Source organism: uncultured Abiotrophia sp. (assembly GCF_963520105.1).
Lineage (GTDB): Bacteria > Bacillota > Bacilli > Lactobacillales > Aerococcaceae > Abiotrophia.
Genome location: NZ_CAUQPN010000001.1, coordinates 207260 through 220949 on the forward strand (window position 1 = coordinate 207260; position 13690 = coordinate 220949).

General features: G+C 45.4%; 14 protein-coding genes. 13 read left to right on the plus strand and 1 reads right to left on the minus strand.

Annotated features, from left to right (window positions below; all coding sequences use genetic code 11):
- Nucleotides 1-22 precede the first annotated feature (22 nt).
- The 11 genes from eno (at nucleotide 23) to nusB (ending at nucleotide 10748) form a co-directional block, all read left to right on the plus strand.
- Nucleotides 23-1321: a phosphopyruvate hydratase gene (gene eno, locus RWO08_RS00955; protein ID WP_023391042.1), complete on the plus strand. Its 1299-nt coding sequence runs from the start codon at nucleotides 23-25 to the stop codon at nucleotides 1319-1321.
- A 292-nt stretch (nucleotides 1322-1613) separates the two neighbouring features.
- Entirely contained in the window at nucleotides 1614-2399 is a 786-nt protein-coding gene (locus RWO08_RS00960; RefSeq protein WP_291428600.1) for a sulfite exporter TauE/SafE family protein, read from the plus strand.
- Nucleotides 2400-2466: 67 nt separating this feature from the next.
- Complete coding sequence (gene secG, locus RWO08_RS00965) at nucleotides 2467-2703, plus strand: preprotein translocase subunit SecG (RefSeq protein ID WP_083316232.1); 237 nt, start codon at nucleotides 2467-2469, stop codon at nucleotides 2701-2703.
- A gap of 67 nt (nucleotides 2704-2770) precedes the next feature.
- Nucleotides 2771-3517 carry an alpha/beta fold hydrolase gene (locus RWO08_RS00970; protein ID WP_314211039.1) on the plus strand — a complete coding sequence of 249 codons (747 nt, stop codon included), beginning with the start codon at nucleotides 2771-2773 and terminating at the stop codon, nucleotides 3515-3517.
- Between the two features lie 39 nt (nucleotides 3518-3556).
- Nucleotides 3557-6154 (plus strand): ribonuclease R, encoded by a 2598-nt coding sequence (gene rnr, locus RWO08_RS00975; protein ID WP_314211040.1) that lies wholly within the window; start codon nucleotides 3557-3559, stop codon nucleotides 6152-6154.
- A gap of 23 nt (nucleotides 6155-6177) precedes the next feature.
- A complete protein-coding gene (gene smpB, locus RWO08_RS00980) occupies nucleotides 6178-6630 on the plus strand; it encodes an SsrA-binding protein SmpB (RefSeq protein WP_268444934.1) in 453 nt (150 codons plus the stop codon).
- Between the two features lie 185 nt (nucleotides 6631-6815).
- Nucleotides 6816-7031, plus strand: a complete 216-nt coding sequence (locus RWO08_RS00985) for a DNA-directed RNA polymerase subunit epsilon (protein ID WP_023390973.1) — start codon at nucleotides 6816-6818, stop codon at nucleotides 7029-7031.
- 1 nt (nucleotide 7032) lies between these two features.
- Nucleotides 7033-8751, plus strand: coding sequence for a ribonuclease J1 (gene rnjA / locus RWO08_RS00990; protein ID WP_291430570.1), 1719 nt, complete (start codon nucleotides 7033-7035; stop codon nucleotides 8749-8751).
- A gap of 42 nt (nucleotides 8752-8793) precedes the next feature.
- Nucleotides 8794-9861 carry a Xaa-Pro peptidase family protein gene (locus tag RWO08_RS00995; protein WP_291428591.1) on the plus strand — a complete coding sequence of 356 codons (1068 nt, stop codon included), beginning with the start codon at nucleotides 8794-8796 and terminating at the stop codon, nucleotides 9859-9861.
- 22 nt (nucleotides 9862-9883) lie between these two features.
- Nucleotides 9884-10303 carry an Asp23/Gls24 family envelope stress response protein gene (locus tag RWO08_RS01000; RefSeq protein WP_023390970.1) on the plus strand — a complete coding sequence of 140 codons (420 nt, stop codon included), beginning with the start codon at nucleotides 9884-9886 and terminating at the stop codon, nucleotides 10301-10303.
- Nucleotides 10304-10313: 10 nt separating this feature from the next.
- Complete coding sequence (gene nusB / locus RWO08_RS01005) at nucleotides 10314-10748, plus strand: transcription antitermination factor NusB (protein WP_291430567.1); 435 nt, start codon at nucleotides 10314-10316, stop codon at nucleotides 10746-10748.
- A gap of 18 nt (nucleotides 10749-10766) precedes the next feature.
- On the opposite strand, the gene RWO08_RS01010 is transcribed toward nusB, so the two are convergent.
- Nucleotides 10767-12170, minus strand: a complete 1404-nt coding sequence (locus tag RWO08_RS01010; protein WP_314211041.1) for a PLP-dependent aminotransferase family protein — start codon at nucleotides 12168-12170, stop codon at nucleotides 10767-10769.
- Between the two features lie 95 nt (nucleotides 12171-12265).
- Here RWO08_RS01010 and RWO08_RS01015 point away from each other — a divergent pair, with 95 nt between their 5' ends.
- Both RWO08_RS01015 and RWO08_RS01020 read left to right on the plus strand, forming a co-directional pair.
- On the plus strand, nucleotides 12266-13087 hold the full coding sequence (locus RWO08_RS01015) for a bifunctional hydroxymethylpyrimidine kinase/phosphomethylpyrimidine kinase (RefSeq protein ID WP_314211042.1): 822 nt from the start codon (nucleotides 12266-12268) through the stop codon (nucleotides 13085-13087).
- Nucleotides 13084-13647, plus strand: a complete 564-nt coding sequence (locus RWO08_RS01020; RefSeq protein ID WP_314062680.1) for an ECF transporter S component — start codon at nucleotides 13084-13086, stop codon at nucleotides 13645-13647. Before RWO08_RS01015 ends, RWO08_RS01020 begins: the two co-directional genes overlap by 4 nt.
- Nucleotides 13648-13690 lie beyond the last annotated feature (43 nt).

Below are 13690 nucleotides of genomic sequence, written 5' to 3' on the forward strand. Positions count from 1 at the left end.
CAACTTTAAAGGAGAGAACAATATGCCATACATTACAGACGTTTATGCTCGTGAAGTCCTCGACTCTCGCGGTAACCCAACCATCGAAGTAGAAGTTTACACTGAAAGTGGTGCCTTCGGTCGTGGGATGGTTCCATCAGGTGCGTCAACTGGTGAATATGAAGCAGTTGAATTGCGTGATGGCGACAAATCACGTTACTTAGGTAAAGGGGTTTCTAAAGCAGTTGACAACGTGAACAACGTCATCGCTGACGCTTTGTTAGGCTACGATGTTTTAGAACAAAACGCCATCGACAAATTGATGATTGAATTAGACGGGACTCCTAACAAAGGGAAACTCGGTGCTAACGCAATCTTAGGTGTATCGATTGCTGTTGCTCGCGCTGCTGCTGACTACTTAAACGTTCCACTTTACAAATACTTAGGTGGCTTCAATACGAAAGTATTACCAACACCAATGATGAACATTGTCAATGGTGGTTCTCACTCTGACGCGCCAATCGCTTTCCAAGAATTCATGATCTTGCCAGTAGGCGCACCAAGCTTCAAAGAAGCACTTCGTTGGGGGGCTGAAATCTTCCACGAATTGAAATCTATCTTACACAAACGTGGTTTAGTAACTGCAGTTGGTGACGAAGGTGGTTTCGCTCCTAACTTTGAAGGGACTGAAGATGGCGTAGAAACTATCTTAGAAGCTATCAAGAACGTTGGCTTGGAACCAGGTAAAGATGTATTCTTAGGTTTCGACTGCGCAGCTTCTGAATTCTACGAAGATGGCGTATACGACTACACCAAGTTCGAAGGTGACAAAGGTGCAAAACGTACTTCTGCTGAACAAGTAGACTACTTGGAAGAATTAGTTAACAAATACCCAATCATCACCATTGAAGACGGTATGGACGAAAACGACTGGGATGGTTGGAAATTATTGACTGACCGTTTAGGTTCTAAAGTTCAATTAGTAGGTGACGACTTGTTCGTAACTAACACTGCTAAATTGTCTGAAGGGATCGAAAAAGGGATTGGTAACTCAATCTTAATCAAGGTTAACCAAATCGGTACCTTGACTGAAACTTTCGATGCAATCGAAATGGCTCAAAAAGCTGGTTACACTGCGGTAGTATCTCACCGTTCTGGTGAAACTGAAGACTCAACCATCTCTGACATCGCTGTAGCAACTAACGCTGGCCAAATCAAGACTGGTTCATTGTCACGTACTGACCGTATCGCTAAGTACAACCAATTACTCCGTATCGAAGACGAATTAGGCGAAGTAGCTCGCTACGACGGCTTGAAGTCTTTCTACAACTTAGGTAAATAATCCTTAAGTAAGTTTGAGGCTAGGACATATGTCCTAGTCTCTTTTTATATTGTCTAGACTAGCCTGCAAAATGTTGACTTGCTTGTTAGCTGAACATATTTTCTTATGTGAAATTGAAGAGGGGAGTAGTCGCTAATAAGAGAAATTAAAAACTTAAGATAAGCTAGAACTTGTATGGAATAGAACTTAGTTAGAAGTAGCAAAAAGAAGTCGCTTCACTATTCAAAGTGCCTTGTTTTTGTGTAAAATAGAAGTGATGAGAAGTGATGAGGTCAGAGGAGCGCGTATGAGTGTGAGTGGAATAGGAGTACTATATTTTCTGATTATTGTAGTTGCTAATGCGGTAGGTAGTGTGTCTGGTATGGGCGGTGGTGTCATTATCAAGCCGGTCTTGGATTTTGTAGGGCATGATTCGGTAGTGGCCATCTCTTTTTATTCGACGGTGGCAGTCTTTACCATGTCTTTGGTATCGACCATACGTCAAGTTCAAGCTGGGCGTAAGATTCAGTGGCAGCAAGTAGCCTATCTAGCTCTAGGATCAGTTTTGGGTGGGTTCCTGGGTAATCAAACCTTCGAATTTTTGCTTCAAAGGGCAGAACAGGCCGGTCAAGTCACTCTGGTTCAAATTGTTGTAACTGTAGCACTTTTAGTATTTGCCATGATTTATACGCGCTACGAAAATTTCCATTGGTCCAAGCAAGGAGCGCTTTGGTATAGTGCTATTGGCTTAAGTTTGGGATTTTTTGCTAGTCTATTAGGAATTGGCGGGGGACCGATTAATGTCTCCTTGCTTATGCTTGTTTTCGCTATGCCAATCAAGGAAGCAACCGTCTATTCTATTGCTACCATTTTTTGTTCCCAGTTAACCAAGTTGGTGACCATTGCCTGGGGGACAGGCTTTGCCCGCTATGACCTGTCGATTTTGGTATATATCGTACCAGCGGCTATCGTGGGTGGCTTACTAGGAGCACGGATGTCACGACTTCTATCCGACCAAGCTGTTCGCCGGGTCTTTCAATGGGTGGTCTTGCTAGTCATTGGGATTAATCTCTATAATGCCTTTCAATTATGGCATTAGGAGTTGTTAGCTTGCCTAATATGTGGTATTATAAGGGGTAGAGATTTTCGAAAAAGGAGGAAGTACCTTGTCAGAAGTATTGACTGTTGCCTTAGTCATCGTATCAATTATTCTAATTATGTTGGTCATCATGCAACCATCTAAAAGTAATGCAGCAAGCTCATTGTCAGGTGGTAGTGCCGAGAACCAAATGAGTAAGACCAAGGCCCGTGGTTTTGAAGCTTTTCTCATTCGCTCAACCGTGGTGTTTGGCGTCTTATTCTTTGTGTTAGCCTTAGCACTTGCTTATTTCTCTTCTAAATAAGTTGCTTAAGTTTTAGATCTCTGACCTTAGACTCAGAGGTCTTTTTTCTTGAAAAGGAGGAATGATTATGCCCCTCTCTAAGGGTGCCTATTATTTAGAAGTTCCGGGAGCACGGCTTGGTATCATTCTCTGCCACGCCTACACTGGTAGCACAGCTGACGTAAGACCCCAAGCTGGATTACTGAATCGCCAAGGCTACGGAGTACTCTGTCCCTTATTTACAGGCCATGGAACGACAGATATCCAAGATATCTTGAATGCTGGACCTGAAATCTGGTGGCAAGACTTGCAAGAGGCTCTAGCCTTTATGAAAAAACGCTACGAAATAGTTCTGGTCTTCGGTCTATCGATGGGTGGAGTTATGGCCATGCGCGCCCTATGTGAGGCGGATAGTCAACTTCTTGGTGGGGGCGTCTTTAATTCGCCAGTGATTAGTCGCGATGGCCTACAGCTAGAAAATCGCTTCATGTCTTTTGCCCGCTACTTGGCAGAAAAGCGAGGCGATTTGCCTGCCTATTTGCAGACAGAAGAAGCCGTGCGGACTGCCCACCGGCAACAGGTAGCGGACATTCAAGCTTTCGCTCGTGGTTTTGAAGACCAACTCGCTTCGATTGAACTACCTGTTTACATTGTTCAATCGGCCCAAGATGAATTAGTGGATCCAGAAGCGGTCTATGATTTGCTAGAGGCTCTGGAATCTGCCAAAATCAGCTTTCACTGGTGTGAAGAGAACACCCATGTTATTACCACTAACCGCAATCGGTCAGACTTCGAAGCTAGCCTATTGCAATTTATCCAAGCATTTGATAACTAAAGAAATTTAATTTAAAACAAAGGAGGTGCATGAGACGCTATGAGTGCACTCACAAGCATTGAAAAAAGAATTTTGTCCTATTTGAAGGACCAAGAAGCGGGGGCGACTGTGACGAGCCAATCCTTGGCCAAAGCCCTTAATTACGGTGGCACCAAGATGTATAAGAAATTGGTGCGCGCTATTAATTATTTAGAAAATATCGGAGAGTTAGAGCAGACCAAACGAGGTCATTATCGACTTAGTGGCAAGGTCTCGAAGACAGTAGTGGGGACCTATCGAGCTAATGCCCAAGGCTTTGGTTTTGTCACCTATGCCGAAGGCCAGCCTGATTTCTTCGTTCCTCGAGGCCGCGCTTTGAATGCCATGCAAGGGGACACGGTTGAGGTTGAAGTCCTGAAATTGGCCAACCCTCAGACGGGTAAAGGCTCTGAAGTCCAAGTCTTGCGCGTAATTGAACGCGCAGTGAACCAGTTGGTAGGGGAATTCGTCGCTTACCCAAGTGAAGTTCGTCAGGAACGTCAGGCTCTGGGCTATGTCTTACCACAAGGTGATTACAGCGACGCCGTCCGGGTTGAAATCGATCCAGCTGGGATTCAGCCAGCAGACCATTCTATTTGTATTGTTAAGATTAGTCAGTATCCGACAGAAGAGGCCCCTCACCTCTTGCGAGGCTTAGTAGCCAAGGAAATTGGTCACCGCGATGAGCCCGGTGTAGATATCTTGTCCGTTCTCTATCAATTTGGAATTCCGCATGAGTTCCCAGAAGTAGTTAAAGAAGCCGCTGAGGCAGTGCCTCAGACCTTATCAGCTCAGGACCTTGCCAATCGGGAAGATTTACGACAAGAGGTCATCCTGACGATTGATGGGGCAGATGCCAAGGACTTGGATGATGCTATCTCGCTTGAACGCCTAGATAATGGCGACTATGTCCTAGGTGTTCATATTGCTGACGTATCCTATTATGTAGAAGAAGGTTCTGCCTTAGATTTGGAAGCTTACCAGCGTGGAACTTCTGTCTATTTAACTGACCGAGTCGTGCCAATGTTACCGCAACGCTTGTCTAATGGGATTTGTTCCTTACATCCGCATGAAGATCGCTTGACCTTATCTTGCCAAATGGTTATAGATAGCCAAGGGCAGGTTAAATCCCACCGTATCTTCCGCTCAGTCATCCATTCTTCTTACCGCATGACCTATGATGATGTCAATGCGATTCTAGAAGGAGATGAGGGGCTAGGTCAAAAATATGCGCCAATCGTGGACCTTTTAGAAGATATGAGCAAGCTCCACCATCTGCTAGAAGCCAAACGGATTAAGCGAGGGGCGTTAGATTTTGATGCGCCAGAAGCCAAGGTCTTAGTTGATGGCCAAGGTCATCCCTTAGATATTCAATTGCGGGAACGAGGCGTGGCTGAACGCCTGATTGAGTCCTTTATGTTGGCGGCTAATGAGACGGTGGCTAAGCACTATATGACACGTGACTATCCTATGCTCTATCGGGTCCATGAACAACCTGATTCAGAACGTATGCAGCGATTCGCTGAGTTCATTACAGCTTTTGGCATTGTCCTCAGAGGTAAGGTAGAAACCATTGCACCTAAGCAACTTCAGCAAGCCCTTAAGCAAGTAGATGGGCAAGACTTTGAACAGGCTGTTTCCACTATGATGTTGCGTTCTATGAAGCAAGCCCGTTATAGTGAAGAAGCCCTTGGTCACTATGGGTTAGCAACGGCTGAGTATACCCACTTTACTTCGCCTATTCGGCGCTATCCGGATCTGATTGTTCATCGCCTTATTCATCGTTATCTGGATAAGAAACCAAGTCATCAGGATAAGGCTCGTATTTTTGACCAGTTGCCAGGCATTGCTGACCAAAGTTCTAAAATGGAGCGTCGGGCCATTGACGCCGAGCGTGATGTGACTGCCATGAAAAAAGCCGAATACATGCTAGATAAAATCGGGCAAGTATTTGAAGGCGTCATCTCTTCGGTGACCTCCTTTGGTATCTTTGTTGCCTTGCCTAACACAGTAGAAGGCTTGATTAGTCTTAAGGACTTGACGGGCGACTATTATGAGTTCGATCAGGCCCATCTCTTGCTAGTAGGGCAAAGAACAGGGCGAATCTTCCGCATTGGTCAGAAGGTTAAAGTACGTTTAGAAGCTGTGAATGTTGGCGAACGCGAAATTGACTTTGGCTTGCTTGAGGCTGAACCAGTGACTGGCTTAGATGTAGACTTAGTCCTACAGCGTAGTAAACAAGCCAAGGCTGCTAATAAGTCGGCCAAAGGCAAGACTCAAGACAGACAGCGCAAAGACAAGTCAGCTAGAGCTTCCGTTAAGAGGAAGCGTGTGACTAAAGAAGGCAAGGCCTCTGGTACTAAGGATGGAGCAAGCAAGTCCAAGAGCTCAAAAGCCAATAAAGGCCGTCAAGAGGACAAGAGCAAAGCCAAATCTAAGTCTGCGAGCAAGCGTCATCGCAAGGAGCTGTCTGAGCATCAAAGCAAGGACAGCCGTCAGGCCAAGAAGCAGTCTTTTACTGGTGATAAGGCTAGCAAAAAGTCAGCTAAGTCTACGGAAAGCAAGTTCAAGCAATTTAAGATTAAACGCAAGCAACCTCAGGCTAACCGCCTAGGTTAGCTCCTGCGGAAAAGAGGTGACTGATGTCGCAAGATAAGCCCTTAGCTCAGAATCGCAAGGCGCGTCATGATTATGAGATTCTTGAAACCTATGAAGCGGGTATGGTCTTAACCGGGACAGAGATTAAGTCCATTCGCAAGGGCAAGATGAACCTTAAGGATGGCTTTATCTCCATTCGTGATGGGGAGGCTTGGCTTAAGCAGGTCCATATCAGCCCCTACGACCATGGTAATATTTTTAACCATGATCCGGAGCGTGACCGTAAGCTCTTGCTTCATAAGAAAGAGATTCAGACTCTACACCGCGAAGTTCAACAAAACCGGATGACCTTGGTACCACTGAAGGTTTATCTGGTAAGAGGACGGGCCAAATTACTCTTTGGCCTTGCGCGTGGTAAGAACAAGTATGATAAGCGTCATGCCCTCAAGGACCAACAGGCCAAACGGGATATTGACCGCGCCCTTAAAATCAGATAAGCAACTGGGACCATGGGTCCCAGTTTTTTTGGGTCCATTGTCTTGTAAAGAGCTAGGTCGATAAGCTTTTATGTAAAAAAATGGTTACCATACTTTCCTATTAAGAGGGGATTGTGGTAGAATAAGATTGATAGAGTCTGCCTCGCTCAGGAGGCAACTAGATAGAGAAAGGAAGTTATTAATCAATGATTTTTAAAGTAACATATCAACCCAATACCCAACAAGTTCCTACTCGGGAAAATACCCAGACCCTTTATGTAGAAGCTGCTAGCAAAGGGGAAGCACGGGAATTGATTGCTAAGTATACACCATACAATGTGGAGTTCGTCCAAGAATTATCACCTGCTCATTTAGCTTATGAGCAAGAGTCCAACCCGGACTTCGAAGTGTCGGTGTTCTAGTATGGCAGTTAATTTAAAAAATAACGAAACCGGCGTCTTCGCCCTAGGGGGCTTAGGCGAAATCGGGAAGAACATGTATGGTGTACAGTTCCAAGACGAAATCATCTTACTAGATTGTGGGGTTATGTTCCCGGAAGATGATTTGTTAGGGATTGATTACGTAATTCCTGATTTTTCTTACATTATGCAAAACCAGAGTAAGGTCAAAGCCCTGATTATTAGTCACGGTCACGAAGACCACATCGGGGGCATTCCCTTCCTCTTGCAGCAAATCAATGTGCCTATCTATGCCGGTAAACTAGCGGCTTCGCTGATTCGCAATAAGTTGCAAGAACGTGGCCTTCTGCGTCAAGCTGAAATTCACGAAATTGATGAAGATGCGGTCATCCGTTTCCGCAAGACAACGGTAAGTTTCTATTTAACAACCCACAGTATTCCTGAAGCCTACGGGGTGGTCGTTAAGACACCTCCAGGAAATATCGTCTTTACAGGTGACTATAAGTTCGACTTCACTCCTGTAGGTAAGCCAGCAGACTTACACCGCATGGCTAAAATCGGGGAAGAGGGCGTCTTAGTCCTTTTAGGAGACTCTACCAACTCAGAAATTCCAACCTTTACCAAGTCGGAACAAGTGGTGGGACAATCTATTAAAAACATTATTCAGAAGGTAGAAGGCCGGGTGATCTTTGCAACCTTCGCTTCTAACGTTTCGCGTCTCCAACAGGTGGTTGAAACGGCTCAAGAAACAGGACGTAAGATTGCTGTCTTCGGGCGCAGTATGGAATCGGCTATTAAGACAGGGCGAGAATTAGGTTATATTAAAGATGACGACGAACTCTTTGTTGAGCAACGTGACCTTAACCGGGTACCAGCTGAGCAACTCATTATTCTCTGTACGGGTTCGCAAGGGGAACCGATGGCGGCCCTAAGTCGTATCGCCAACGGGACTCACCGTCAAATTCAAGTTCAACCTAACGATACAGTCATCTTCTCAAGTTCACCAATTCCTGGTAACACTATGAGTGTTAACCGTGTAATCAACCAACTCTGCGAAGTTGGGGCCCATGTTATTCATGGTAAGGTTAACAACATCCACACATCTGGTCACGGTGGTCAGCAAGAGCAATTGCTGATGATGCGCCTCATGAAGCCTAAGTACTTCATGCCAGTCCACGGGGAATTCCGTATGCAAAGTATTCAAGCTGGCCTAGCCCAACAAACAGGGATTCCTAAGGAAAACTGCTTTGTCATGGAGAATGGCCAGATGCTAGCGGTAACCGCTGATAGTGCTCGAATTGCGGGTAAGTTTACGGCGAATAGTATCTATGTGGATGGGAGTGGCATTGGCGATATTGGCCATGTCGTGATTCGCGACCGTCGTAGCCTATCAGAAGATGGTTTAGTGGTGATTTCTGCCACCTTAGACTATGAGAACAAGCAGTTGGTTAGCGGACCTGACATTATGTCGCGTGGTTTTATCTACATGCGAGAGTCTAGCGACTTAATTCACTCCTTACAGTCTAGTCTCAAGTCAGCCATTAACCGTGGCCTTAACGAAAATGGCAATAACGTGAGCGAACGCCTGATTCGCGAAATGATTATGGACACTATCGTGCCTCTAATTTATGAGCGGACCGAACGTTCTCCAATGATTATGCCAGTCTTGTTGGACATCAATAAGGGTGTCCGCCGTCGCAAACAACGAACCGAACAAGACTAAGAAAATCTAGACAGATAAGCTTATTAGAAAAGAGGAATGTTTATGTCACGCATTGAAAAAGTAAGAGCTCAGCTCGCTGCGCAAGGCTTAGATGCCTTGGTAGTGACTAACTTAAAAAATATTCGCTACTTAGCTAATTTTACAGGGACGACGGCGGCCTTGATTATTACGTCAGATCAAGCCATTTTCGTAACTGATTTCCGTTATGTGCAGCAAGCAAGTAAGCAAGCACCAGATTTTACCTTGTTACAAAACAAGAAGGAAATCTTCGCTGAAATTAATGACTTCTTAGTTGCTCATAAGGTTCAGAAAGTCGGGATTGAAGCGGACGAAATGACCGTTTCTACTTATCTTCGCATTAAGGATTTCTTTGGTCCAGAAGTGGTACCAACTCAGGGCTTAATTGAGAAAATCCGCGAAATTAAGGACGCAGACGAATTGGCAACCATGAAGAAGGCCTGCGAAATTACCGACCAAGCTTTCAGTCATATTCTGACCTTCATTAAGCCAGGTGTCACTGAAATTGAGGTGGCTAACGAATTAGAACGTTACCTCAAAACCTTAGGAGCTAGTGCCATGTCCTTTGATACCATTGTAGCCAGCGGCTTACGTTCTGCTATGCCTCACGGGGTGGCTTCCGATAAGGTCATTGAAGAAGGCGATGTAGTAACCTTAGACTTCGGTTGCTACTATCAAGGCTATTCTTCCGACATGACTCGTACCATAGCGGTTGGTTCAATCGATCCAAAACTGGAAGAAATTTACCATATTGTGTTGGAGGCCCATAACTTGGTTAACCAAAAGGCTAAAGCCGGTATGACCGGGGCTGAATTGGATGCTATCGCACGTGATTATATTAGTGAAAAAGGTTATGGCCAATACTTCGGCCATAGTTTGGGTCACGGTGTTGGTTTGGACATTCATGAAGCGCCAGGCGTTAATGCCAAGAATGACCAACCAGTGGAAGTTGGTATGGTCATTACCAATGAGCCTGGTATTTATATCGAAGGCTTAGGTGGTGTACGGATTGAAGACGACTTAGTAGTTCATCCAGACCATGTAGAATTGCTTAACCGCAGTCCAAAAGAATTGATTATTTTAGAAGTTTAAACCTTAAAAGGAGGAAGCCCAGATGACCCAAGAAAACAGTCATTTTGAACCACAAACAGTGGCACCCTTAGGGGAAATCAACATCACAACGGGTGTTCTTGAAGCCATTGCAGCTAAGGCTGTAAGCGAAGTAGAAGGAGTCTACCAACTCCACAAGTCCTTCCAAACAGAAGTAGGTGGATTCTTTGGTATGAATCCTGATCGGGTAGGTGCCCGTGTTCGCCGCGATGATTCAGAAATTGCCATTGATGTTAAAATCGACCTTAAATACGGTTATTCTGTACCTGAAGTAGCCATGAAGGTTCAACAAAAAGTTAAAGAACAAATCTTCTTCATGACAGACTTAGTTGTTCAAGAAGTCAATGTCCATGTTGCTAGCATCCAAACAGAAGCTAGTCAGGCAGTGGATTATCTCCATTTAGATGAAACTGATGGTGAGTAGTGTGACCAAGATGAGCAATCGACACCAAGTTCGGGAGAAGGCTGTTCAGACCATCTTCCAACTCATACGACCTCAAGTACCTGTCAGCCTAGACCAAGCTTGTGCCTTCGCTCTTGAAGCAGGTAACGACCCTGAAGCTGGATTTGAAGGCTCTGATGCCTACTTGGACCGCCTTGTTCAGGGTGTCAATCAAACAGCTGAAGAGTTAGACCAACGTATTAGTCATTATCTAGCTGAAGACTGGACCTTGGAACGCTTGGCGCGGATTGACCTAGCCATTCTACGTGTCGCTTTCTACGAATTGCTCTATGTGAGTGAGGACGAAGTGCCAAGCAAGGTAGCGGTCAATGAAGCGGTAGAACTAGCTAAGACCTTTAGCGATGACAAATCCAAGCAATTCATTAATGGTGTACTAGCAGGTTTACTTAAAGACCTAAAAAAATAAAAGCAAAAGACCACCAAACTATGTTTTGGTGGTCTTTTTATGCTGTTTCAGGGCTTGGTAGAGGTCGCTAATGAGCTTGTCCACCTCATCCATTGGAAGGCCAGAAAAACTCAGGAAGATTTGCTGGTCGAAGCCAGTCTGGGCATGGATAGAGAAGTCAGCAAGCGTCTTAAGGCGAATGCCCTCTTGAGCCAGTTGGGCCTGAAAAGGCTGGCTATGGAAAGCAAAACTCGGTTGAATTAATAGGTGGAGACCTGCATCAAGGCCAATTAGTTGGGCTTGGGGATCTTGCGCTTCAATGGCGTTAATCAGCCTATCACGCTTACGTTTGTAGAAGCTTCGGGCACGATTGAGATGGCGTTCTAAGTGACCTTGCTGGATAAAATCGTGAATAGCATACTGAGAGATGGTATTGAGGTTGACTGCGAATTGCTTTTCCTTCTCATAGAAAAGAGATAGAAGGCTGGCTGGTAATACCATATAGCTGATGCGGAGGCCAGGACTGAGAATGCGGGACAGGCTACCCATATAGATTACTTGATTTCCTTGGTCTAATTGTGCCAGAGAGGGGATAGGTCGGCCAGTGTATTTAAATTGGCTATCGTAGTCATCTTCAATAATCCAACGATTAGGGCTCTGTCTAGCCCAGTCTAAGATGGCTTGGCGGCGAGTGAGGGGCATAACAGATCCGGTCGGAAATTGATGGGTAGGGGTGACGCTGAGGATATCTAGCTGATCCAGTGGTATCTCTTCAATAGATAAGCCTAGTTGATCAAGCGGGCAGGCTTGGACCTGCCAGCCCATTTCTTTCAAAAATGGAAGCTGAGCGTGGTAGCCAGGATCTTCAATCCCAATCCGACGATTAGGAGGAAGGAGCTGGACTAAAATCTGAAAAAGGGCCTGAGAATTAGGACCTAGTATCAGCTGGTCCGGCTGACATGGAACACCACGTTCATTGGCTAGATAGCTTGCCAAACTGCTTCTAAGTGGCGCTAAGCCTTGAACCGAACTAGGCCCAAGCAGGTCAGGGGACTGGGAATCAAAACGCTGGGTATAAAGTTTGCGGAAAATTTCATAGGGAAAGAGGCTAGGGTCGGTTTCGGCCTTGGTTAAGTCATAGCGCCAACTAGGGTTAGGACTAGTAGTTAGGTTGGCTTGTTCCGAGGTCAGTTGGACTTGGAAACGCACATCGGCCACGAAGTAGCCTTGGCGTGGTTTGGTTTCTAGGTAGCCTTCGAGGCTTAATTGGTCGTAGGCGTTAATGACGGTATTGAGGCTGATGCCTAAATCCTTGGCCAATTGGCGTTTGCTTGGGAGCTTTTGATGGGCAGCTAAGTGGCCGGAATGGATTTGGTCTTTAATGGCTTGGTAAAGTTGACTATAGAGCGCTTCTTTCTTGTTTGGGTCGAGATGAATAATCATAGAGTCCTCCAACTGGTACTGTTCATTTGTATGAAACTGGCACTATTAATGGTACCAGAAATGGGGTATGATAACAAGCAGAGGGAGGGAATTGAATGGCAAGTATTTTGGTAGTGAATGATATTCCTGGCACAGGCCAGGTGGCTGGTTTAACGAATTTGGCTGTATTGAATGCAGCTGGTTACGAGGTGACCCTCCTGCCTACAGTTTACTTAACCCACCATACCGGACGTTGGCCAGTCTACCGCGAGAGTTTGGACGCAGCCTTTTCGGCCTCTTTAATGGCTTGGCGGCAGGTCAAGTTCCAGGCTATCGTGACCGGATATTTTGGCAATGCCAGCCAGATTCACCAATTTGTTAACTGGTATAAACATTACCAATCCGATACCTTTTTGGTGGTGGACCCTATCATGGGAGATCGTGGTCAGCTTTATACCGGATTGGATCAGGATTATGTTACAGCTATGCAAGAACTGGTTGCCTTAGCCGACTATGCCCTGCCGAATTTGACGGAGGCCTATCTCTTAGCTGGCCTAGATGCCGAGTTAGTTAAAACTCAGGAAGATAAGAAAGCTCTTGAGACTTTGGCTAATCTTGAATCTGCACAAAATTCTTGGGTCATCACGGGGATTGAAGTGGATAGCCAGATTGGGGTGGCTTTTGGCTCTAGTCAAGAGGCTTGGACTCAGCGCCAAAATTGCCATTTGTTTGGCACAGGGGACTTCTTCACTTCCTGTTTCCTGGCCTGCCAGGTAGGTGGCTTATCTCTAGAAGCGACATGCCAATGGTGTGTTGACCTGGTTGGTCGTGCAGTAGAAAATCAGGGGTTAAACCAAGCTATAGCTCGCCAGGAGCTTTATTATCAGCCTTATTTACCTTTTATCAGCAAAACCTTAAGAAAAGAGGACTCATTATGAATCAAACAAAAACAGCCTTTCACCGTCGCTTAGTAGGCTATATCGAAATTGGCTTATTCGCAGCACTTATCGTTCTTGCGATTACTTATTTAAAAATCCATATGCCGGGTAAAACCATGGTTCATGTCGGCAATGCCTTAGTTGTTTTATCCGTCTTACTACTAGGCTTCAAGCGTGGTTCTATTGCTTCCTTTTTAGGTCTTTTCATCTTCGATGTGTTCAATGGCTTTGCTGCTTCTGTCGCCTTTACGCTTTTGGAAGCAGGTCTGGTTCTTGTCACGGTTAATGCAGTCTACACCTATGTATTTAAAAAACGTGACACGCGCTTTAACCTTGTTGCGGTTTCCGTTGTGGCTGGTTTAGTCAAAATTGTCAGTCGGCCAGTATCCATTGTGGCGCAACAATTGGTTTTAGGATCTAGCTGGAATGCAGCCATGGCAAAAGTAGTTGAGAAGATGCCCGCCACCTTCTTCACTGCTATCGTAACGGCCATTTTAGTTGGGATTCTCTACTATCCAATGAAGCGCGTGATTGAACGTTTCCATCCAATTGGCGAATAGTGATTATGCTGAAGCTGGTTTAACCAGCTTCTTTTTTTTTGTT